This window comes from Maribacter stanieri (assembly GCF_900112245.1).
GTDB lineage: Bacteria > Bacteroidota > Bacteroidia > Flavobacteriales > Flavobacteriaceae > Maribacter > Maribacter stanieri.
In genome coordinates, this window is record NZ_FOYX01000001.1 from 213,242 (window position 1) to 235,432 (window position 22,191).

A 22,191-nucleotide genomic window follows, 5' to 3' on the forward strand; every position below is an offset into this window, starting at 1 on the left:
AAAAAAGGGAAGCTAAACTAGCTTCCCTTTTTTATCATTTAAAAATTTTATAATTCAAATGTGCTTAACAATCTAATATCATTATTTATATACTCATATTGATACAACAATCCATCTCCTATCATCAATAGAGATGAAGATAAAGGAATTACATCATAAGCTACTATATCTTCAAAAGTATTTATTAAAGTTATATTAGGAGCATTACTTTTATCGTATACTTTTAAACCAGACGCACCATCACATATAAATAAGGTATCCTCTTTAATTCCTAATCCGTTTGGTCCATCCATCGGATAAATAACTTTTAACTCTGGATTTTCTAAATTGGCGATATCTATCACATATAATCCGCTTTCTGTATTACCACAGAAACCACCACCTTTCAAAGTTACATATGCATAATTACCATCTACTACCACAGGATCGCAAGCGGTGCCATGCCTAAACTCTGAAATATACTCGGGTTTTTCTGGATTCTCTATCCCATATATATACATGCCTTGCGAACCTCCTATAAATAATATATTACCTTGACTATATATAGTTTCTATATCCCAAGCTACTTGAACATCATCTAAAATTTTCACATTTTCAACATCTTCAATGTCAAAAATGTTGATGTCGCTATAATCAACTACATACAGATAATCTCCTATTATTTTGAAGCGAGCTAATGACCCTCCTTGACCTACGGATGGTTGAGGACTTTCACTATAATTTTCAGATGCATCGGAATTAAGGCACACATCGCAATTAAACTGCTCTTCATATTCGGAAACAAGTCTTCTCTCTGTTCTTACCTCCCAACCTGTTACTATATCCTTATCGTAATCTATATCGCCATAATCGTAAAAATCCGCTTGTGGAAATTCAATCGTTGAAAGCCAGACATCATTATTATATATTGCATTTACAATTCTACTTTGTATAGAAATATTATTGATATCTGAAATATCAAAAATCACCAAATCCCCATAACTATCTGCGTACAGTTTATCATCCTTGATGGAAATATCAAAATTGCCTTCTAATTTTATGAATGCAATACTTTCTGGTGATGATGGGTTTTGATTGTCAATAACGTGAAAACCTTTGTTCACATCATTTACAAAAATGTAGTCTCTATAAGCATAAATTTTACCTGATGATTCAATAGGAATTGGTTCCATAACATCAACCGCTTCTGCTTTAAAAGAGATCGCATCTTGTAAAATTGGTCGAGCTACTTGATAATTTTCATACGGTCCATCATCATCACAAGACACCAATACGGCTAAAGCAAAAGTGCATAAAACAAAAACTAAATTCCTCATAGTTTTAAAATTAGGTGGTTACACCATTAAGATGCGAATAACGGCGAATAGTTGCGTTATTGACAAATTCAAGTTTACACCTCTTGATTAAAACCTACTCCGTCTTTATACATATAATATGCTGGCACTTTACCTAACATTGCAGTAAACAGCACACCTACACAACATAATACGAAACCTAATTGCGCCACAAAAGCGGTTACGAATACTAGACCAAATATCACTAACCAGTTTTTGTTACCTAGCGTAAAGCTAGCCTTCACCATTTCTAATGGAGATAATTCATTTGAAAATGCTAAAAAAGCTGGTATTAATGAAACAGGAACCATTACATAAAACATACCTACCCCGCAAGCTAGTGCTCCAAGAATAGAAAGTCCAAAAGTATATAAAGCAAGAATGAACACTTTGCCCAAACGCCCTTCTTTAAAGTAAAAGAAATAATCATCGCTAGTTTCATCTCCAATATCTTTTTGCCTACAAATTCTTAAAAAAGCAGCATTTAACGCTAAGGCAAATGTCGTAGCCCCAATAACAAAAACTGGAACAAGTATACTCATTGCAACAGCAAGCAGTGGTGGAAATTCATTATGCTGAAGTGCTTCTGGATCAGTTACACCCATTGCAATCATAGGAATATACATAACTATATAAAACGGCAGAATTACTACAAAAGTTAGTAATAAAATAATGAAGCCTTGCAACCATACTTTCTTAAAAAGGTCAAAAGACCTGCTGAATATGGTGCCAAATTCTAAATCTGGCTTCATTTTAATTTGTTGTGTCAAGTTTTCTAAATTCATAAGTATTGGTGGTTATATTAAATGCTAAAACTAAATAATTTTTATACTGAAAGCTTAAACTATCCCTAAATAATCATGCCATCTTGTCATATTTTTGATTATAGTAGTATCTTTGTCTTCCAAAATATTTTATTGCAACGTATTACAAAAATGGAGAAAACCATAGACGAAAATGTGCAGGGCACAACTTTGGTAGTTGAAGGAAAAGAAGTGAACAAACGTAATCTATATATTGAGAGTTACGGTTGTGCCATGAACTTTTCAGACAGTGAAATTGTAGCTTCTATATTAGCGACTGAAGGTTTTAACACCACCCAAACGTTAGAAGAAGCCGATTTAGTACTTGTAAACACATGTTCTATTAGAGATAAAGCAGAACAGACCATACGAAAAAGATTAACGGAGTATAACAAGGTAAAGAAATCTAGACCTCATTTAAAAGTTGGCGTATTAGGCTGCATGGCAGAACGCTTGAAAGACAAACTTTTAGATGAAGAAAAAATAGTGGACATGGTCGTTGGACCAGATGCCTATAAAGATTTACCTAACCTTATAAAAGAAATAGATTCCGGTAGAGATGCAGTCAACGTTATTCTTTCTAAAGATGAAACATATGGTGACATTTCTCCTGTTAGACTAAACACTAACGGTGTTACCGCTTTTGTTTCCATTACCAGAGGATGTGATAATATGTGTACATTTTGCGTGGTTCCTTTTACAAGAGGTCGCGAACGCAGTAGAGACCCACAATCTATTTTAGCCGAAATAAGTGAACTTTCGCAAAAAGGATTTAAGGAAATTACGCTTCTAGGTCAAAACGTAGATAGTTATTTATGGTATGGTGGCGGACTTAAGAAAAACTTTGAGAATGCTTCTGAAATGCAAAAAGCCACAGCTATAGGTTTCTCTAAACTATTAGAAATGGTAGCATTGGCGAACCCAAAAATGCGTATTCGCTTTTCCACATCTAATCCACAAGACATGACTTTAGAGGTGATTAGAACGATGGCAAAGCATAAAAATATCTGTAATCATGTTCATTTACCGGTACAAAGTGGTAGTAACCGAATTTTAAAGGAAATGAACCGTTTGCACACCATTGAAGAGTATTTTGAATTGACTGATAATATTAGAAAAATTCTTCCTGGGTGCTCTATTTCACAAGATATTATTACTGGTTTCCCAACTGAAACCGAAGAAGACCATGCCGCTACATTAAGAGCTTTAGAATATGTGAAGTATGATTTTGGTTATATGTATTCATATTCTGAAAGACCTGGTACAATGGCCGGAAGAAAGATGAAAGATGACGTACCTGAAGCAACTAAAAAAAGACGCTTATCCGAAATTATAGCCTTGCAAAGAAGCCACTGTCAGTACAGAACCGAAAAGCATCTGAACAAAGTACAAGAAGTTTTAATTGAAGGAACTTCTAAAAAATCTAAAGATGAGTGGATGGGCAGAAACTCTCAAAGCACTGTGGTTGTTTTCCCAAAAGAACAATACAAGGTTGGTGACTTTGTAAACGTACAAATTAACGATTGCACTTCTGCCACCCTTAAAGGTGTAGCAGTTGGGTATTCTGATAACAATTAACTTTATAGTAGCCATTTTATATGGAAAGCATACAAAGTATAAAACAACGTTTTGAAATTATAGGGCAAGACCCAAAGTTGAACCGCGCACTTGAAAAAGCAATGCAAGTTGCCGCAACCGATATTTCGGTGTTGGTAACTGGTGAAAGTGGTGTTGGTAAAGAAGCTATCCCTAAAATCATTCATTCACTTTCCCATAGAAAGCATGCAAAATATATAGCAGTAAACTGTGGTGCCATACCAGAAGGCACCATTGACAGTGAACTTTTTGGACATGAAAAAGGCGCATTTACAGGTGCAACACAAACAAGAAGTGGTTATTTTGAAGTTGCCGATGGCGGTACCATATTTTTAGATGAAGTTGGCGAACTACCACTAACTACACAAGTACGACTTTTACGTGTTCTTGAAAATGGTGAATTTTTAAAAGTTGGTTCCTCTCAAGTACAAAAAACCGATGTACGTATTGTAGCGGCTACCAATGTAAATATGTTCGAGGCAATCAAGAAAGAGCGTTTTCGTGAAGATCTATACTATCGTTTAAGCACCGTAGAAATCAACATTCCACCATTGCGAGAACGGCAAGATGATATTCATTTATTATTTAGAAAATTTGCATCAGATTTTAGTCAGAAATACAAAATGCCTACCATAAGGCTAGATGACCAAGCAGTATCTTTATTAATTAAGTACAGATGGCCAGGTAATATTCGTCAGCTAAGAAACATAGCAGAACAAGTTTCGGTATTAGAGGAAAATAGAGCTATTACAGCCGCTACACTCCACGGTTACATACCTAATAATAACACCAGTAATTTACCCGCAGTAGTTTCCAATTCTAAATCTGAAAGTGATTTTAGCAATGAAAGAGAAATACTTTACAAAGTATTGTTCGACATGAAAGGTGACCTAAACGACCTTAAAAAGCTAACGATGGAGTTGTTGAAAAACAATGACTCAGAGAAAGTTCAAAAGGAGAATGAAAACCTTATTCGAAAAATTTATGGGAACGAGGACGAAGAAGATGCTGATATTGAACATGACAGCCAAGAAAAAAAGGCTATGAACGTTTTGCATTTACCTGAACCTAAAAAGGAAGAACCTACGTTTATTCAAGAATCATACGAAGACAAATATCATTTTGCAGAAGAAATTGAAGAGGAAGAAACTCTATCTTTACAAGAGAAGGAAGTTGAATTAATTAAAAAATCTCTTGAACGAAATAGAGGAAAAAGAAAAGCTGCAGCCACGGAACTAGGTATTTCTGAACGCACGCTTTATCGAAAAATAAAACAATACGACCTTTAATATAAAATGAATCCCATTTCAATGAGATCCCTAAAAAAAGCTATTCTTTATATCTTACCTCTAACCCTTCTTTTTAGTTGTGGTATTTACAACTTTACAGGTGGTAATGTTGGTGAAGCAAAAACATTTCAAGTAAACTATTTTCAAAATTATGCAACCCAGAGTCCGGGTTCAACTTTTGAACCTGGTGTTGATAGAGATTTTACGTTAGCGTTGCAGGATAGAATTCTGAACCAGACCAGTCTGGACCTAATTTCATCTGGTAATCCAGATTTACTCTATGAAGGAGAAATTACGGAGTATAAAATTTCACCCATGTCTGCAACTGCGGCACAAACAGCGGCACAAAACAGACTTTCTATCAGAGTCAAAGTACGCTTCTACAATCAACTGAAAGAAGACGCCGCTTTTGACCAAAGTTTTTCTTTCTTTTATGATTATCCAGCTGACACGCAATTAGCTACTATTAAAAGCGAAGCACACGAAATAATTTTCGAAAGACTGACACAAGATATTTTCAACGCCTCATTGGCAGATTGGTAGGCTATATGAACGTTAAGGACTTTACATATTTTCTAGAACATCCTACCAAAGTGGTAGAACCAATTCATACCAAGCACCTAGAAGATATTATTGCAGAATACCCTTATTTTCAGGCTGCACGAGCTCTTCATTTAAAAGGACTCAAGAACTTAAATAGCTATAAATACAATAAAGCCCTAAAAACAACCGCTGCATTCACCACCGACAGAGATGTTCTTTTTGATTTTATAACCTCTAAAGACTTTTTACATCAGAATTCAACTTTTAGCTATGTTGAAGAAAAAGAAAAAATTAAAGACGTTGTAATTATTAACGAAACTGAAATTGACCCAGAAAAGGATGATATTGAAGTTTCCACGACAATAGAGAAAGCAACTATCGAAGAAGATACTGAAATAGCCAATGTAGACATTTCAACAACCGAAATAGAGGTTGCAGATACTGAACCGGAAGGGAATTACGCCGATGAATCTATAGTCAACCCCTTAATAGCACCTTCTGATGACAAGCCCTTACCGCAAGACGAACATGACGCCGATCAAATACTAGATCCTGAATTATTTCAATCTAAAGATCCTGCGAATACAGAGGAAGAAAATGCATTGGATATAGGAAAGCCCATAACTTTTGATGCCAAAGAGAAATATTCCTTTTCAGAATGGTTAAGCTTAGCTTCTAAACAACCATTAGAAAAATCTGAGAAAGAGAAAACTATTGTTGACGATATTGACTCTAAAGAACCAATTGCCGAAGCTCCTATAGAAAAAGTTGAGGAAAAGACTAAAGAAAAGAAAGTAGCTTTAAAACCAGTAAAAAAACCTAAAGTTAAAAATGAAACCATTAAAAAGAAATACGATCGTATTGATAAGTTCATCGCTTCAAATCCTAAAATAGTACCAACAGAACAACAGAGTGTTAGTGTAGATATTTCTAAGTCTTCAAAAATTGACAATAACGAGTTAATGACAGAGACTTTAGCACGGGTTTATCTTGAACAAAAAAAGTATAAAAAAGCTATTCAAGCTTTCAAAATTTTAAGTTTGAAATATCCAGAAAAAAGTAGTTTCTTTGCAAACCGAATTAAGGCGGTAGAAAAATTACGAAAAGATAATAAATAATATAGAATGAGTACATTTTCAATTTTCCTAATACTTATCATAGTCGTTTGCTTATTGTTAGTATTAGTGATTATGGTACAAAACCCAAAAGGTGGCGGACTTTCTTCTTCATTTGGTGGAGGAGGAAACCAAGTAGTTGGTGGAGTTAAAAAAACAGGTGACTTTTTAGATAAGAGCACATGGACTTTAGCGGGTTTATTAATAGTTTTAATCTTAGCATCTAACATTGCCCTTAAAGGTAATTATGGTGACGTAGATTCTAAATTATTACAAGGCGATGACATCGAAACAGTAGTGCCAGAAACACTACCAGAAGAGGTTACACCTCCTGCAACAAACCAAGCTACACCTTCGGATAGTTTATAGAATTATTTACAACATTATATTTAAAATGCCAGCTTATGACAAGCTGGCATTTTTTGTTTCCAATTTGTCAGGAAAGAGGCAATGGCATAATTTCTGCCTTTACTTACACACGAAACTAAAAATCAATTTAAAAATTAATAATTATGGCTAAAGTTAATATCAAACCATTGGCAGACCGAGTTCTTATTGAGCCAATGGCAGCTGAAACTAAAACTGCGTCTGGACTTTATATTCCTGATACTGCAAAAGAGAAACCACAAAAAGGTAAAGTTGTAGCAGTAGGTCCTGGTACAAAAGATGACAAAGTTACTGTTAACGTTGGTGATACTGTTCTTTACGGTAAATATGCAGGTACCGAATTAAAGTTAGAAGGTAACGATTACTTAATGATGAGAGAAAGTGATATTCTTGCTATTATCTAAATAGCAATTGGCTAAAGGTTTATTTCCTTGGCCTTTTAATTTCACGAGATTTACTAATTAATAATTTTCTTGATCCTAAGCATTACGTTTAAGATCAAAATCTAAATAAAAATTAAAAATGGCAAAAGATATTAAGTTTGACATAGATGCAAGAGACGGTCTTAAAAGAGGTGTCGATGCATTGGCAAATGCTGTAAAAGTTACATTAGGACCAAAAGGTAGAAACGTAATTATCAGTAAATCATTTGGTGCACCACAAGTAACCAAAGATGGTGTTACTGTTGCAAAAGAAATTGAATTAGCTGATCCATTAGAAAATATGGGCGCACAAATGGTTAAAGAAGTTGCTTCTAAAACCAATGATTTAGCTGGTGACGGTACTACTACCGCAACAGTTTTAGCACAAGCTATCGTTAAAGAAGGTTTGAAAAACGTTGCCGCAGGTGCAAACCCAATGGATTTAAAAAGAGGTATCGATAAAGCTGTTGAAGCTATCGTTGCTGATTTGGCTAAACAAGCTAAAAAAGTTGGTGATTCTTCTGAAAAAATTAAGCAGGTTGCTTCTATTTCAGCTAACAATGACGAAACAATTGGTGAATTAATCGCTCAGGCTTTCGGTAAAGTTGGTAAAGAAGGTGTTATTACTGTTGAAGAAGCTAAAGGAACTGATACGTATGTTGATGTTGTTGAAGGTATGCAATTCGATAGAGGTTACCTTTCTCCATATTTTGTTACCGATTCTGAAAAGATGGTATCTCAATTAGAGAACCCTTACATCTTGTTGTTCGACAAGAAAATTTCTTCAATGAAAGATTTACTTCCTGTATTGGAGCCAGTTGCTCAATCAGGAAAACCTTTATTGATTATTGCTGAAGATGTTGATGGTGAAGCATTAGCTACATTAGTAGTAAACAAATTAAGAGGTTCTTTAAAAATTGCCGCTGTTAAGGCTCCAGGTTTTGGTGACCGTAGAAAAGCAATGTTAGAAGATATCGCAATCTTAACCGGTGGTACCGTTATTTCTGAAGAAAGAGGATTCTCTCTTGACAATACTACTCTTGATATGTTAGGTACTTGTGAAAAAGTACAAATAGACAAAGACAATACTACTATTGTAAATGGTGGTGGTGTTGCAAAAGATATCAAAACAAGAGTTAACCAGATAAAATCTCAAATTGAGACTACTACATCTGATTATGATAAAGAAAAACTTCAAGAGCGTTTAGCTAAGTTAGCTGGCGGTGTTGCCGTACTTTATGTTGGCGCAGCTTCTGAAGTTGAAATGAAAGAGAAAAAAGACCGTGTTGATGATGCCTTACATGCAACGAGAGCTGCAGTTGAAGAAGGAATCGTAGCTGGTGGTGGTGTTGCATTGGTTAGAGCAAAAACTGTTCTTTCTAAAGTGTCTACTGAAAACGAAGATGAAGCAACAGGTTTACAAATTGTAGCCCGTGCAATTGAAGCTCCTTTAAGAACTATCGTTTCTAACGCTGGTGGTGAAGGTTCTGTAGTAATTGCAAAAATCCTTGAAGGTAAAGGAGATTACGGATACGATGCTAAATCTGAGAAATATGTTGAGATGATGAAAGCTGGTATTATTGATCCTAAGAAAGTAACTAGAGTAGCATTGGAAAATGCAGCTTCTGTTGCCGGTATGATCTTAACTACCGAATGTGCGTTAACTGACATTAAAGAAGATACTCCTGCTGGTCCACCAATGGGTGGCGGTATGCCAGGAATGATGTAGTGACGAGTCGTCAGAGCCAATAATTAATTGGTTTGCGCAGTCAGTATAAATTAAAACCGCTCTTGAAATCTCAAGAGCGGTTTTTTTGTGCGCCACTTTTACAAACAAAAAAAACCACCTTCTTTATCTACAGAAGGTGGTTTTCATGTCCAAATGGTATCGCCTTCTAAAGGCAATAACTTAACTACTTCTTCTTAGGAGCAGCTTTTGGAGCAGCCTTTTTTCCAGCTTTTGCTGGAGCAGGCTTTGCAGCTGGCTTCCCTGCTGATTTTGCTTGTGCCATTAGTATCGAATTAAAGATAAACTTAAGCTAATGTATTTCAGATTTTGATTCGTGATAATCACGTTGGCAAAATATTAACTAAAACTTTTTAAACAATTTACAGCAGTTAAAAACACCTCAACAATTACTAGTACTTTGACTAGTTTTTATGATGCGCACCATCGTCAGAATTATCTTCTCTATACAAACAGCATGGGTGTACGCTATTATATGCTTCATCTGTTGCCTTCAATTCTTTAGTATCATGACCCACGGCTACAATTGCTGTTTTAATCTTCATAGCATCAGTTTTACGCTCATCCATAATAACCGCTAACTGATGGGTCGGAATATCCCAATTTGCATATTTTACTCCCTTTACATTTAATGCAGCCTCTTCAATACGCTCTTTACACATGGCGCATTTACCATTCACATCAAATGTCATTTTCTTATTCTTGTCCTGTGCATAGGTTACCACAGCAATTAATATCATTGCGAAGGATAAAATAGTTGTTTTCATAAGTATAAATTTACGTGTTATAAAATTTTAAATCTAAAGCCGCCATAAAACATTCTACCCATTATTGGCGCATATACAATGGTAGTATCAAAATTTGGACCAAAAGGATTATCAGCGCCCAATACAGGATTAATTTGCTGTACATCCGAAAGGTTTTCACCACCCACATACACTTCAAATGAATTTGAGAATACTTTTGTCACTTGAGCATTCATTAGATTATATGTTGGGGAAAAAGCAGGTAATTGGTATTCCACAGGGTTAGCACTTGTATCTGGCAACCGCGCTTCTCCAAAACTATGAAGGGTATAATCAAATTTCCATTGCGCACCATTATCCTTAGCCTCGGTCTCATACCCTAAATTAATAAAAAATCGATGTTGTGCTTGTAATGGTTTCTGTAGATTGCCGCTTTTATAATCTGTAGATACATCATAAAACTTATACGATGTTCTAAAATTAAGACGGGTCAAAAGCTCATAATTTAATTCTACTTGAAAACTTTTAGCACTACTCTCTCCTTCCAAATTATAAAAAGAAACTTCTTGCGGATTTTCCCAATCTACCACAACCTGATTTTCAAAATCCGTGATGTAATAATCTAGTGAAATATCACCCTTTTTATTTAAAAAATTAAATCCTTGTAGAAAGCTAACTCCATAATTCCATGCATCTTCTGGCTCTAAACCATACACGTCGCCACCCGAACCTGCAATATTAATTTGCCTAGCAGAGGCAAACAATTGCTGATTTTCGGCAAAAATATTTGCAGCTCTCTTTCCTCTACCAAATGATCCTCGAAGACTACCTCTTTCCCATGGGGTATATCTAATGTGAAATCTTGGTGTTACAAAAGTTCCCAATCGATTATGATTGTCTACACGTAGTCCGGCAGTTAAACTTACTTTTTCTAAATTTTCATAACTATACTCCAAAAAAGCACCTACAGACCTATCTTCCCTAGAATAATCATCAGTACTCACCACCTCATCATAACCGTCATATGCAAAAGAAATTCCGGTTTTAAACTTATTTCTTGTATCTCCTATTATAGAATTAAACAGAAGGCTGGAATAAATGCTCTCATGGTTTATATCATACGTTCTAATACCAAAATAGGAATCTTGCTTATGCAGACTATAGGCTGACTGAAAACCAAAACTTTGAAACGGAAGTTCTGGAAAAACATAGCCCAATTTCAATGAGGTATCAAATCTGCGGGTATTTATCTCACTACCCCACACTTCGGCTCCGCTCAGTGAACCACCATTATCAACTCTATCGGTATTAGGATTAAAATCTACTTGCCCTACCTGCTTCTCATCATTCAAAAAACGAACATTTAAGAAACTTACAAAACCTGTTTCAGGATTCTGATACTGCCAACGGTTCATCACATTTATTTGCTCCCCCAAAGGCGCATCTAAAAATCCGTCTTCATTATTATCTTCTTTTTGAGTTCTCGTATTTCCATGAATATACAATCCTGTACTCAATTTATCGGTCAGCTTTTTATTGAAATGTGTATTCAATTCATAACGCCCATTTTGATTGGCATATCCATTTACAAAAACTGCATTATCGGTTAACGGCTTTACCAACTCGGTATTAATCTGACCTGATATACTTTCGTAACCATTCACCACACTACCAGCACCTTTTGTAATCTGTATACTTTCTATCCAAGTACCTGGCGTAAATGTTAATCCATAGGCTTGAGATGCACCACGTACCATAGGAATGTTTTCTTGGGTAATCAACAAATACGGACTCGTTAATCCTAACATTTGAATTTGCTTGGTTCCCGTTAATCCATCAGAAAGATTTACATCAATTGCCGGATTGGTTTCAAAACTTTCTGCCAAATTACAACAAGCCGCCTTTAACAACTCATCACTGTTTACCGTAATAACATTCTGCGGACTAAAATATGTTTTCTGTATAGCATCTCTTTCCTGCTGAACAACAACCTCATCTAATTCATTAGATGGCTTAAGAGTAACTCGTATTGTTTTTGGAGCGTTTATAGTCAGTGTATCCGATTCAAAACCAACATAACTTATAATCAATCTATTAAATTCTTTCAGATATGGAATGGAAAATTTACCATCGAAATCTGTTACCACCCCAGTTTGCGAATCTTGCCAATAGACATTAGCTCCAGAAAGACTTAATGCATTAGATGCGTCAGAATCGAAAACAACACCTTCTACTTTTTCTTGAGAAAAACTAAAATAAGGCAACATGCTCAAAAGCAATACTACTATATATTTATTCATTTAATATTCAATTCAATTTGATTAATCAATTTTTACCGTTCGCAATCGCAATGCATTGGCAATTACCGAAACAGAACTAAAACTCATCGCTAAAGCCGCAATCATTGGAGAAAGCAATAATCCGAAAAATGGATATAGCACTCCCGCCGCAATTGGTATACCTACCGTATTATAAATTAAGGCGAAAAATAAATTCTGTTTTATATTCTTCATAACCGCATTACTAAGGTTATATGCCTTTACAATTCCATGTAAATCTCCTTTTACCAAAGTAATTGCAGCACTTTCAATGGCGACATCGGTTCCCGTACCCATTGCAATACCAACATCGCTTTTTGCCAAAGCAGGCGCATCATTGATACCGTCTCCTGCAACAGCAACCTTTCTTCCTTCAGATTGTAAACGTTCAACCTCAGCCAATTTATCCTGTGGTAACATACCAGCCTTAAAATCTGCCAGACTTAATTGTTCCGCTACCGCTTTTGCCGTATCATGATTATCTCCGGTAAGCATTATCACCGCAATACCGGCTTTCTGCAACTCTTCAATAGCTTTTTTGCTCGTCTCTTTAATTTTATCTCCGATTACAACAAAACCAACTGCCTTATCACCAATAGCTAAGTAAGAAACTGTTTTTCCAAGTTTTTGATGAGAAACTACATCTGCCTTTAAACTATCTAAAATGGATACTTGAGCTTCATTCATCATTTTCTCATTACCTAAGGCAATGAATTCCCCATTTATTTTACCAGTAACACCCATTCCTGTAACCGAATTAAAATCCTCAACTTTTAAAACATTAACATTATTTGCCTTGCCATACTTTACAGTTGCATCTGCCAACGGATGCTCACTTTGCTGATTTAATGAAACAATATATTCTAGAACCTTATCTTGTTTAATCTCAGAAATACTACCCACCTTTTCTACGGATGGTTTTCCTTCCGTAATTGTACCAGTCTTATCTACAATTAGTGTGTCAATTTTATCCATTCGCTCTAAAGCTTCTGCATTCTTTATCAGCACGCCAGATTGCGCTCCTTTACCTACACCCACCATAACGGACATTGGCGTAGCCAAACCTAGGGCGCATGGACAAGCTATTATCAATACAGCAATAGCATTGACCAAAGCATATACATAAGCAGGTTCTGGACCAAAAATGACCCAAACAATAAAGGTGATTACAGAAATGAACACCACAGCAGGTACAAAATAACTAGAGATTTTATCTGCTAATTTTTGAATTGGTGCCTGACTACGACTAGCCTTGTTCACCATGTCAATAATCTGGGAGAGCAACGTATCTGAACCAACCTTCTCAGCTATCATTACAAAAGAACTCTTACCATTAATTGTCCCAGAATTTACAGTATCACCCTCTACTTTTTGTACCGGAACGGGCTCGCCCGTTATCATAGATTCATCTACCGTACTTTCGCCTTCATGCACGCTTCCATCAACAGGTATTTTATCCCCTGGTTTCACCCTAAGCAGATCTCCTTTTACTATGTTATCTATTGCAATTGTCTCCTCTTTCCCATCAACAATGCGAATCGCTTTATTTGGAGCTAGCTTAAGAAGTTCCTTTACCGCAGAATTAGTTTTACTATGTGCACGAGCCTCTAATAACTGCCCGAACAAGACTAGAGTCAATATAACCGTAGCTGCCTCAAAATACACGTGAACCGTACCTTGATCCGTCTTAAACTGTGGAGGAAAAAAATCAGGGACCAAAATAGCAAATACACTAAATAACCACGCTACACCTGCTCCAATACCAATCAACGTAAACATATTCAAGTTCCATGTTTTTACAGAACGATAAGCTCTCTCAAAAAACATCCAAGTTGCATAAAACCCAACAGGAATTGATAGTGCGAACTGCACCAAATTCCAGTTTCTTAAACTCAAAATATTATAAAGCGGATTATTAGGAATCATTTCAGACATTGCTATAATGAATATGGGCAATGTAAAACCTACCGCTATTTTAAACTTTTTTAAAAGCTTATTATAACTTTTCTCTTCAGCAGAAACATCAGCTTGCTTTGGTACTAAATCCATACCACAAATAGGGCAATCACCCGGTTCATCACGAACCACTTCAGGATGCATTGGGCACGTATACTCCTGACCTTTATGAACCGAGGCACTTGCCTCTTCTACCAAATCCATACCACAAACCGGGCAATCGCCAGGCTCTGTATAGGTTTTATCTCCCTCGCAATGCATGGGGCAATAAAAAGTACCATTGCCTTTTTCTACTTTCTTGGGTTTCACTTCTTTGTGTTGATGCCCTCCTAATTCATGAATTGAATAATGACCACCATCTTCTTTCATGGCATTTTGCAAAGTAGCTAAAGTCAATTCTGAATCCATATCTAAAGTAGCTTCAGCTTTTTCTAAATCTACAGAAGCACTGGTTACACCATCAATATTCGCCAATGTCTTTTCTACATGAGACCTACATCCATTACAGGTCATGCCAACTATAGTATATGTATGTTTCATACGTTTATTATAATTATTTTATAAATCCGAATACCTAATTAGATATCCTATTTGACCTTTTAATCCTTCATAACAATGGGCTGTTTATCAAAAATATTAAGCTTGCCGTTTCTATAATTAATTATATACAGCATATCGTCTTTGATCATCATATCCGTTGGTTTTTCTATCTGGTCTTTTAACACCTGTAGCAACTCACCAGTCTTATTAAATACCAATACACGATTGTTTTCAAAATCTGTTACAAACACTTCATCAACCGAAACAAAAATCCCTGTTGCCGCATTCATCTTTTGATTTTGACCCATCATTTGAAGAAAACCGCCTTTTTTATCAAACACTTGTACTCGATTATTATAGGCATCTGCTACCCAAATCTTATCCTTGGTAATCTGTACATCTGTAGGATAATAAAACTCCCCTTCTGCTTTTCCTTCTTTACCGAAAGAAATCCAGCTTTTGCCATCAAAATAGAGAATCCGATTATTGTAGAAATCTGCAATTGCCCGTTCATTTTCATAAACAGAAACTCCCGCAGGTGCATCTAATGAGTCTGAAACCTGCATTATGAACCTCCCTTTTTTATCAACAGTTTCAATAACATCTTTCCCATACTGAGGAATAAAAATTGTCTCCTTTATAGCATCAATATGCATTGGTCTGTCTAATGAATCTACAGTTTCCGTGATTTTGCCTTCTGTATCAATTTTCACCAAACGGTTGTGGTCGCCATCTGAAAGCCAAATAGCTCCATTTACCTGAGTTAACCCAATAGGATTCACGCCATCTAGTTGAATGGTTTTAGACAACACCCACTCTTTAGGAACAGTTGCTTTTTCTTTACAAGCAGACGCAAAGACTAAAACGATGAGTATACATATACTTTTTCTCATTATTTGTAGCTTAAACGTTCGTACTTACAACATGCTGGTAGATTTCCATAATCGTCGGTATGTGCTTGATGATTTTTGGTATCATGACCTGCAACCGCCACTTCTTTTTCAATTTTTTCAAGAGAAGTTAATTCCGAATCAAATGAAACGTTCATGATTTTTGTATCCTTATCCCAAGAAACGGCGGATACACCTTGCACAGATTCTGCAGCTTTAGTTATTCTAGCCTCACACATAGCACAGTTACCGGATACCATTACGTTTTTACTTACCGTGCCTTCAGACTTTTTAGTCATTTCGCTCGCAGATGATTCTTCAATTTCACCATTGGCACGTTCAACTTTTGCGGTAATTGGCGTGTAACCCGCTTTTTCAACTTGCTTCTCTACATCAACTAATGTTAATGCTTTTTCCGCTGGATAAGAAAAACTAAAGTCTCCTGTTTCAATATCTATTTTCACATTCTTAATGCCTTTAAACTCTTTGAATTTCTTCTCAAGTCCATATGCACAAAACGGACAGCCTAGACCATCTACCTGCACCATAAACTTATCCTTACCATCTTGTGCAACCGCACTAAAGACAACCATTAGCGTTAGTAACGCCGATATAATTATTGATTTTTTCATTATTTTATGTTTTAAAAATTTTTATTAAAATGAATATCTAGAACCTAAAAACAGGCTATAGTTTAATTTACGACCTGCTTCAATATCGTTTACCAAAGGCACCTGTACAGCTAAGTCGAACGTAACATTCTTTCTTGCATACTGTATACCTTGTGCGTACAACAATTGATACCAATCACGCTCTACCAGCCATAAATTGGTATATTCAAAATACAGATTGATTTGTTTATTAGGATACTGTGGCTTTAGCAAAGGAAGACCAAAACCAATTTTATGGGTCAAAGCATCTAAACTACCATCGGGCACCCAATTATAGCCTAGTTCGTTAGAAATACCATATTTAAGCGATTCGTAACCTGCAACAATACCATAATACCCTGCATATTTGCCCGTACTTAAATCCATTACATCTAGTTCCCTACCAGTAGGCAATGTCTGAAGTGTTTTCGCAACCATTCTAAAGGTCTTGCCTGTACCATCTTTTCTAAAGAATTGATATTTACCCATTATTTTAATATCCGCTAAACTGCTACCACTTGGTCCGTTTTCGATATCATAATTTATATAAGGTAAATGTAGTGCCACCAAAGAATTAGAAGTTGGCAAATAATGTAGCATTACCGGAACATAGGTAAAATCACCCCTTTCCGTATGCCGTATCTCTGTTAAGGTTTTTGCAGTAAAGCTACCGCCACCCAACATAATTGGTTTATCGGCAGTAATAGGAGGACCTTGTGCCTCACAATATTGTATCCCAAATAGGATAATGGCTAAAAGCCAAGTAAAATTTTTCATTGAATATTAGATTTGATTAAAAAATGTGTGAACGCAAAAAAGCGACGTATAACACGTTTTAAATCAAATCAAAAAAACTTGGTGCAGTATGTTCAAATCCTCTGCCAATATAGGCGGCGGATAAGAATCAAAAACAATTACCTTATCTGTAGACTCTTGAAATAAGTTTAAATAAGAAGTTGTAAAAGAAATTAAGAAGACTTGTTGAGAAAAATCTAAATTAAAAATGTCATGGTTTAAATCATCTTGACCTTGCATGGTAAAAGATTCATCATCACAACAATGTTTTATGAGTTGCGAAGAATCATCCAACAACGCCAAACCGGCATCCATACCACAATCTTTTGCAGCGTTGAACAAGGCAATATCCAATACCCGCCCCATACATAAATGTTTCTCTACCGTCCACGAAATGGTGGACAGCAACAATAGCAAAGCCATTGTTATAGAAAAAAGTTTATGGAGTGAATTTTTCATTATTACAAAATTACAAAAAAATCGATATTTAAAATCCTAAATATCATTTCTTTAACGAAACATTGGCGCGATTAACTATAATTCTCTCATACTTGTTTAAAAAACAGGATTCTTAGTATACGATTATTGTTGTTTTCAAGTTAAAGGAGTAACACATTTTAACAGTTAACTATCATTAACCATTTTAAACACTAATTATTAAATTTAAAAAAACATGAAAAAACATTTAAAATACACGTTTCTAATATGTACTATCGCTCTTTTTATAGGTGGTTGTAGCTCTGACGACGGTTCAGTTTTTGACACACCAATTCCTGACAATACAGGTGGAGAAGATGGTGGTGATGAAACAGAGGAGCCCGAAGTAGCTACCATAGTTTTTAACGAAGCTGTTCCTTCTTCAAATATTACAACAGCCTCTGCAAGCGGAGAAGCAGGTACAACCGTTACTGGTAGAGTTATTTTTACATCAGACGCTACTACCCAACGTAGAATGTACATTACTCAAAATTATTTAGGACAAGGAGAAATGCCTTTTAGTTCTTTTGATTTGGTAAGTGATGATTTAACTAAAGCTTTAAAAGCTGATGGTTCTATTGATTTAGATGGTGCTACAAAAAAAGAAATTGATTTCTCTTTCCCACTTCCAGTTCCAGATATCGATAACGGAGAAATCGTTTACACTTTTTGGACTACAACCGGTAAAGGCGACTTTAGAGATGTCACTAAAAGATTAGCTCTTGGAGCTGGTCAAATAACAGTAACAGTTGGTACAGGTACTAACCCTGCTGCTGCAGTTAGAGAATTTACAGACATTAAATTATTTGCTCCAGCACAAGATGGAACAACAGAATCTTTCTTTTCCCTATTGAACGAAACCGTTTATAGAATTAATGTGGGACCTGAATTTAGAGCATTCTGGGATTTTGGTTACTATTATGGTGCTTCTGGTGATTCAGCCGGTGACAATGCTTCTTTTGCTTCTACCGAACAATATGATGCATCTTTTGGATTTGCTGTAGATGGACTTGAGCCTGGCGCAGACGAAGAAAACTCTGAAACAGAAACATTGAATCAAATGTTCTTTGCTAGCTCAACAACAATAGACGCTGCTGCATTTGACGCAATCACTTTAAATGGTGAATTAAATTTTATTGCTAGCTCTGATGCTCAAAAAATTACAAATCTAAGCGTTGGAGATGTAGTAGAGTTCGTTGACAACTACGGTAAAAAAGGTTTAATAAAAATTACTGCCATTGAACCAGGTTTTAATAATAATGATTTTATTGAATTTGACGTTAAAATTCAACCATAAGTTCAACAAACAATATTGAATTTTAAAAAGAGGATGTTTTAAAAACATCCTCTTTTTTATTTTTATAAGATTGATAACACTACCAAATATGAACAATTCTTACTTTTGCAAAAAAAAGTTATGTTAGAAGCACTTCGTCCACAAGTAAGTTCTATTATAGATTCAAACAACACTGCAGATGCCAAAATGCAAGAGATTTGTGAGCTTTTAAAAGCCGAAGTACCTCATTACGACTGGGTAGGGTTTTATTTTAAGAATGGTGACAAGCGTGAGCTAAAACTAGGTCAGTACGCAGGTGCACCAACAGATCATACCATTATTCCGTTCGGAAAAGGTATTTGTGGTCAAGTAGCAGAAAGCAACGAAAATTTTGTTGTGCCAGATGTTCAGGCTCAAGACAATTATATTGCATGTAGTATTACCGTTAAAGCAGAAATTGTAGTTCCGTTGTTTGTAAACGGCGAAAACATTGGTCAAATAGACATAGATTCTAATACACCAGACCCATTTACCAAGGCAGATGAGAGCTTTTTAGAATTCGTAAATTTTGAAGTAGCCAAAATTCTTTAAAACTTTAGGCTTTTTGTTGATAAACTTGCTCATTTGGTAGCTGCAAAAAAATTACTTTTGCTTGCTTATTAAAAACATTTAAGCATCATACAATGAGCAGTGTAAAAAAAGCGTCTTCAGCCTTAATTTCAGTTTTCCATAAAGATGGGCTAGAGCCTATAGTAAAGAAATTTCAAGAATTAGGAATCACTATTTATTCTACCGGTGGTACAGAAAAATTCATAACCGATTTAGGAATAGATGTTGTTCCCGTAGAAGATGTAACCAGCTACCCTTCTATTCTTGGCGGAAGAGTAAAAACTTTACACCCAAAAGTATTTGGTGGTATTTTAAATAGACAGGATAATGAAAGTGATGTTGCACAACTTGCCGAATTTGAAATTCCACAAATAGATATCGTTATTGTTGATTTGTACCCTTTTGAAAAAACGGTTGCAAGTGGAGCTTCTGAACAAGATATTATTGAAAAAATCGATATAGGCGGAATTTCACTTATTCGCGCTGCTGCCAAAAACTTTAAAGATGTTACTTGTGTTTCTTCAATGGAAGACTATGCAGATTTTCTTGAAGTAATTTCTGCAGATAATGGAAACATTAGCCTAGAAGACAGAAAACGTTTTGCCGCTAAATCTTTTAATGTTTCTTCTCATTATGATACTGCTATTTTCAACTACTTCAATAAAAACCATGATACCGCTGCCTTAAAAATTAGCGAAACACAAGGTAAGGTTTTACGTTATGGAGAAAATCCACATCAAAAAGGATTCTTTTTTGGAGATTTTGATGCTATGTTCTCTAAATTACATGGAAAGGAATTATCCTATAACAATTTATTAGATGTTGATGCTGCGGTAAACTTAATGCTTGAGTTTAAAAACGACGAACCAACATTTGCCATTCTAAAACATAACAATGCTTGTGGACTTGCACAACGCGATTCCTTGCACCAAGCTTACGTAGATGCTTTAGCCGGAGACCCAGTTTCCGCTTTCGGAGGTGTTTTAATCAGCAACAAAGAAATTGACAAAGCTACTGCCGAAGAAATTCATAAATTATTCTGTGAAGTGGTAATTGCACCAAGCTATAACGCTGAAGCTTTAGAAATTCTAAAAGGAAAGAAAAATAGAATTATTCTAATTCAGAATGAAGTTGAAATGCCACAGATGCAAGTAAGAACTTGCCTAAACGGTATACTTCTTCAAGAAAAAGACCATAAAACAGATACAGTTGACGATCTTACCAATGCGACCAATACGAAGCCTACAGATCAAGAATTAGAAGATTTGATCTTTGCCTCTAAACTTTGTAAGCACACGAAATCGAACACGATTGTTATTGCAAAGAACAAACAACTATGCGCAAGCGGTACGGGACAGACCAGTAGAGTTGATGCTTTAAACCAAGCAATACACAAAGCACAAACGTTTAATTTTGACCTTAAGGGTTCTGTAATGGCGAGCGATGCATTCTTCCCTTTCCCTGACTGTGTGGAGATTGCAGACAAAGCTGGCATCACTAGTGTAATTCAACCTGGTGGCTCAATTAAAGACCAATTAAGTGTTGATTATTGCAACGAACATAAAATTTCAATGGTGATGACGGGTACACGTCATTTCAAGCATTAATTTCATTACTTTTGTCGATGAAATACACCCTTTTATCTAAAATTTAAACATCACATATGGGATTTTTTGATTTCTTGACCGAGGAAATAGCTATAGATTTAGGTACAGCGAACACCCTTATAATACATAATGACAAGGTAGTTGTCGATAGCCCATCCATCGTTGCCAGAGATAGAATTAGTGGAAAAATCATTGCGGTTGGTAAAGAAGCCAACATGATGCAAGGAAAGACCCATGAGAACATTAAAACAATTAGACCTTTGAAAGATGGTGTAATTGCAGATTTTGATGCATCTGAAAAGATGTTGATGATGTTCATTAAAAATATTCCGGCATTAAAGAAAAAATGGTTTCCACCTGCATTGCGTTTGGTAATTTGTATTCCTAGTGGCATTACCGAAGTAGAAATGCGTGCGGTAAAAGAATCTGCCGAACGTGTTAACGGTAAAGAGGTATACTTAATTCATGAACCAATGGCTGCCGCTATAGGTATTGGTCTAGATATCATGCAACCAAAAGGTAATATGATTGTTGATATAGGTGGTGGTACTACTGAAATTGCAGTTATAGCTTTAGGAGGTATCGTTTGTGATAAATCGGTAAAAATTGCGGGTGATGTATTTACAAATGACATCATTTATTACATGCGTACACAGCACAACCTATATGTTGGTGAAAGTACAGCAGAAGCAATTAAAATTGAAATAGGATCTGCAACTGAAGACTTACAGTCGCCGCCAGATGAGAAATCTGTTCAAGGACGTGATTTGTTGACAGGAAAACCAAAACAAGTTCAAATATCATATAGAGAAATTGCAAAAGCTTTAGATAAATCTATTTTACGTGTTGAGGATGCCGTGATGGAAACATTATCTCAAACTCCGCCAGAATTAGCTGCCGACATTTATAATACTGGTATTTATCTTGCAGGTGGTGGTTCTATGCTACGTGGTTTAGATAGAAGATTGTCTCAAAAAACAGACTTACCTGTTTATATTGCAGAAGATCCATTACGCGCTGTAGTACGTGGTACAGGTATTGCACTTAAAAATCTAGAACGTTATAAGAGTATATTGATTAAATAAGTTGGT

General features: G+C 35.7%; 20 protein-coding genes. 11 read left to right on the forward strand and 9 right to left on the reverse strand.

Annotation, left to right across the window (positions count from 1 at the left end; all coding sequences use genetic code 11):
- Positions 1-47: 47 nt before the first annotated feature.
- Together BM296_RS00925 and BM296_RS00930 are read right to left on the reverse strand one after the other, a co-directional pair.
- Positions 48-1,316, reverse strand: coding sequence for an LVIVD repeat-containing protein (locus BM296_RS00925; protein ID WP_091900720.1), 1,269 nt, complete (start codon positions 1,314-1,316; stop codon positions 48-50).
- A 74-nt stretch (positions 1,317-1,390) separates the two neighbouring features.
- Positions 1,391-2,119, reverse strand: a complete 729-nt coding sequence (locus BM296_RS00930; protein WP_091900722.1) for a hypothetical protein — start codon at positions 2,117-2,119, stop codon at positions 1,391-1,393.
- 150 nt (positions 2,120-2,269) lie between these two features.
- Here BM296_RS00930 and miaB point away from each other — a divergent pair, with 150 nt between their 5' ends.
- The 7 genes from miaB to groL all read left to right on the forward strand — a co-directional run bounded on the left by miaB (position 2,270) and on the right by groL (position 9,218).
- A complete protein-coding gene (gene miaB / locus BM296_RS00935) occupies positions 2,270-3,715 on the forward strand; it encodes a tRNA (N6-isopentenyl adenosine(37)-C2)-methylthiotransferase MiaB (RefSeq protein WP_091902913.1) in 1,446 nt (481 codons plus the stop codon).
- 20 nt (positions 3,716-3,735) lie between these two features.
- Positions 3,736-5,022 carry a sigma-54 interaction domain-containing protein gene (locus BM296_RS00940; protein WP_091900723.1) on the forward strand — a complete coding sequence of 429 codons (1,287 nt, stop codon included), beginning with the start codon at positions 3,736-3,738 and terminating at the stop codon, positions 5,020-5,022.
- Positions 5,023-5,043: 21 nt separating this feature from the next.
- The gene (locus tag BM296_RS00945) at positions 5,044-5,565 is read left to right on the forward strand and encodes an LptE family protein (protein ID WP_091900725.1); all 522 of its coding nucleotides are present in this window, start codon (positions 5,044-5,046) and stop codon (positions 5,563-5,565) included.
- A 5-nt stretch (positions 5,566-5,570) separates the two neighbouring features.
- Positions 5,571-6,683, forward strand: a complete 1,113-nt coding sequence (locus tag BM296_RS00950) for a DUF8458 domain-containing protein (protein WP_091900727.1) — start codon at positions 5,571-5,573, stop codon at positions 6,681-6,683.
- A gap of 6 nt (positions 6,684-6,689) precedes the next feature.
- A complete protein-coding gene (gene secG, locus BM296_RS00955; protein ID WP_027066034.1) occupies positions 6,690-7,049 on the forward strand; it encodes a preprotein translocase subunit SecG in 360 nt (119 codons plus the stop codon).
- Between the two features lie 143 nt (positions 7,050-7,192).
- On the forward strand, positions 7,193-7,471 hold the full coding sequence (locus tag BM296_RS00960; RefSeq protein ID WP_027066033.1) for a co-chaperone GroES: 279 nt from the start codon (positions 7,193-7,195) through the stop codon (positions 7,469-7,471).
- Between the two features lie 118 nt (positions 7,472-7,589).
- Entirely contained in the window at positions 7,590-9,218 is a 1,629-nt protein-coding gene (gene groL, locus BM296_RS00965) for a chaperonin GroEL (protein ID WP_091900729.1), read from the forward strand.
- Between the two features lie 422 nt (positions 9,219-9,640).
- Here the strand turns inward: groL and BM296_RS00970 are convergent, their stop codons facing one another.
- The 7 genes from BM296_RS00970 to BM296_RS01000 all read right to left on the reverse strand — a co-directional run bounded on the left by BM296_RS00970 (position 9,641) and on the right by BM296_RS01000 (position 17,590).
- Positions 9,641-10,003: a heavy-metal-associated domain-containing protein gene (locus BM296_RS00970; protein ID WP_091900731.1), complete on the reverse strand. Its 363-nt coding sequence runs from the start codon at positions 10,001-10,003 to the stop codon at positions 9,641-9,643.
- Between the two features lie 17 nt (positions 10,004-10,020).
- Positions 10,021-12,282 (reverse strand): TonB-dependent receptor, encoded by a 2,262-nt coding sequence (locus BM296_RS00975; RefSeq protein ID WP_091900734.1) that lies wholly within the window; start codon positions 12,280-12,282, stop codon positions 10,021-10,023.
- A 21-nt stretch (positions 12,283-12,303) separates the two neighbouring features.
- Positions 12,304-14,796: a heavy metal translocating P-type ATPase gene (locus BM296_RS00980; protein WP_091900736.1), complete on the reverse strand. Its 2,493-nt coding sequence runs from the start codon at positions 14,794-14,796 to the stop codon at positions 12,304-12,306.
- A 59-nt stretch (positions 14,797-14,855) separates the two neighbouring features.
- Positions 14,856-15,689, reverse strand: coding sequence for an NHL repeat-containing protein (locus tag BM296_RS00985; protein WP_091900739.1), 834 nt, complete (start codon positions 15,687-15,689; stop codon positions 14,856-14,858).
- Positions 15,689-16,318: a heavy-metal-associated domain-containing protein gene (locus BM296_RS00990; RefSeq protein WP_091900741.1), complete on the reverse strand. Its 630-nt coding sequence runs from the start codon at positions 16,316-16,318 to the stop codon at positions 15,689-15,691. The genes BM296_RS00985 and BM296_RS00990 overlap by 1 nt, the downstream gene beginning before the upstream one ends.
- 24 nt (positions 16,319-16,342) lie before the next feature.
- Positions 16,343-17,113 carry a hypothetical protein gene (locus BM296_RS00995; protein ID WP_091900743.1) on the reverse strand — a complete coding sequence of 257 codons (771 nt, stop codon included), beginning with the start codon at positions 17,111-17,113 and terminating at the stop codon, positions 16,343-16,345.
- Positions 17,114-17,176: 63 nt separating this feature from the next.
- Positions 17,177-17,590, reverse strand: a complete 414-nt coding sequence (locus tag BM296_RS01000) for an HYC_CC_PP family protein (RefSeq protein WP_245786949.1) — start codon at positions 17,588-17,590, stop codon at positions 17,177-17,179.
- A gap of 214 nt (positions 17,591-17,804) precedes the next feature.
- On the opposite strand from BM296_RS01000, the gene BM296_RS01005 reads away from it, so the two are divergent.
- The 4 genes from BM296_RS01005 to BM296_RS01020 all read left to right on the forward strand — a co-directional run bounded on the left by BM296_RS01005 (position 17,805) and on the right by BM296_RS01020 (position 22,185).
- On the forward strand, positions 17,805-18,905 hold the full coding sequence (locus BM296_RS01005; RefSeq protein ID WP_091900745.1) for a hypothetical protein: 1,101 nt from the start codon (positions 17,805-17,807) through the stop codon (positions 18,903-18,905).
- 120 nt (positions 18,906-19,025) lie between these two features.
- A complete protein-coding gene (locus BM296_RS01010; protein ID WP_027066024.1) occupies positions 19,026-19,475 on the forward strand; it encodes an XrtF-associated fRMsr-like GAF protein in 450 nt (149 codons plus the stop codon).
- 92 nt (positions 19,476-19,567) lie between these two features.
- On the forward strand, positions 19,568-21,100 hold the full coding sequence (gene purH, locus BM296_RS01015) for a bifunctional phosphoribosylaminoimidazolecarboxamide formyltransferase/IMP cyclohydrolase (protein ID WP_091900747.1): 1,533 nt from the start codon (positions 19,568-19,570) through the stop codon (positions 21,098-21,100).
- Positions 21,101-21,156: 56 nt separating this feature from the next.
- Positions 21,157-22,185, forward strand: coding sequence for a rod shape-determining protein (locus tag BM296_RS01020; RefSeq protein WP_027066022.1), 1,029 nt, complete (start codon positions 21,157-21,159; stop codon positions 22,183-22,185).
- The last annotated feature ends 6 nt before the right edge of the window (positions 22,186-22,191 follow it).

What these genes read in the sequence shown, in the direction of transcription:
- BM296_RS00925 (WP_091900720.1), bottom strand. Translation starts at nt 1,316, where the DNA reads ATGAGGAATTTAGTTTTTGTTTTATGCACTTTTGCTTTAGCCGTATTG.
- BM296_RS00930 (WP_091900722.1), bottom strand. Translation starts at nt 2,119, where the DNA reads ATGAATTTAGAAAACTTGACACAACAAATTAAAATGAAGCCAGATTTA.
- miaB (WP_091902913.1), top strand. Translation starts at nt 2,270, where the DNA reads ATGGAGAAAACCATAGACGAAAATGTGCAGGGCACAACTTTGGTAGTT.
- BM296_RS00940 (WP_091900723.1), top strand. Translation starts at nt 3,736, where the DNA reads ATGGAAAGCATACAAAGTATAAAACAACGTTTTGAAATTATAGGGCAA.
- BM296_RS00945 (WP_091900725.1), top strand. Translation starts at nt 5,044, where the DNA reads ATGAGATCCCTAAAAAAAGCTATTCTTTATATCTTACCTCTAACCCTT.
- BM296_RS00950 (WP_091900727.1), top strand. Translation starts at nt 5,571, where the DNA reads ATGAACGTTAAGGACTTTACATATTTTCTAGAACATCCTACCAAAGTG.
- secG (WP_027066034.1), top strand. Translation starts at nt 6,690, where the DNA reads ATGAGTACATTTTCAATTTTCCTAATACTTATCATAGTCGTTTGCTTA.
- BM296_RS00960 (WP_027066033.1), top strand. Translation starts at nt 7,193, where the DNA reads ATGGCTAAAGTTAATATCAAACCATTGGCAGACCGAGTTCTTATTGAG.
- groL (WP_091900729.1), top strand. Translation starts at nt 7,590, where the DNA reads ATGGCAAAAGATATTAAGTTTGACATAGATGCAAGAGACGGTCTTAAA.
- BM296_RS00970 (WP_091900731.1), bottom strand. Translation starts at nt 10,003, where the DNA reads ATGAAAACAACTATTTTATCCTTCGCAATGATATTAATTGCTGTGGTA.
- BM296_RS00975 (WP_091900734.1), bottom strand. Translation starts at nt 12,282, where the DNA reads ATGAATAAATATATAGTAGTATTGCTTTTGAGCATGTTGCCTTATTTT.
- BM296_RS00980 (WP_091900736.1), bottom strand. Translation starts at nt 14,796, where the DNA reads ATGAAACATACATATACTATAGTTGGCATGACCTGTAATGGATGTAGG.
- BM296_RS00985 (WP_091900739.1), bottom strand. Translation starts at nt 15,689, where the DNA reads ATGAGAAAAAGTATATGTATACTCATCGTTTTAGTCTTTGCGTCTGCT.
- BM296_RS00990 (WP_091900741.1), bottom strand. Translation starts at nt 16,318, where the DNA reads ATGAAAAAATCAATAATTATATCGGCGTTACTAACGCTAATGGTTGTC.
- BM296_RS00995 (WP_091900743.1), bottom strand. Translation starts at nt 17,113, where the DNA reads ATGAAAAATTTTACTTGGCTTTTAGCCATTATCCTATTTGGGATACAA.
- BM296_RS01000 (WP_245786949.1), bottom strand. Translation starts at nt 17,590, where the DNA reads ATGAAAAATTCACTCCATAAACTTTTTTCTATAACAATGGCTTTGCTA.
- BM296_RS01005 (WP_091900745.1), top strand. Translation starts at nt 17,805, where the DNA reads ATGAAAAAACATTTAAAATACACGTTTCTAATATGTACTATCGCTCTT.
- BM296_RS01010 (WP_027066024.1), top strand. Translation starts at nt 19,026, where the DNA reads ATGTTAGAAGCACTTCGTCCACAAGTAAGTTCTATTATAGATTCAAAC.
- purH (WP_091900747.1), top strand. Translation starts at nt 19,568, where the DNA reads ATGAGCAGTGTAAAAAAAGCGTCTTCAGCCTTAATTTCAGTTTTCCAT.
- BM296_RS01020 (WP_027066022.1), top strand. Translation starts at nt 21,157, where the DNA reads ATGGGATTTTTTGATTTCTTGACCGAGGAAATAGCTATAGATTTAGGT.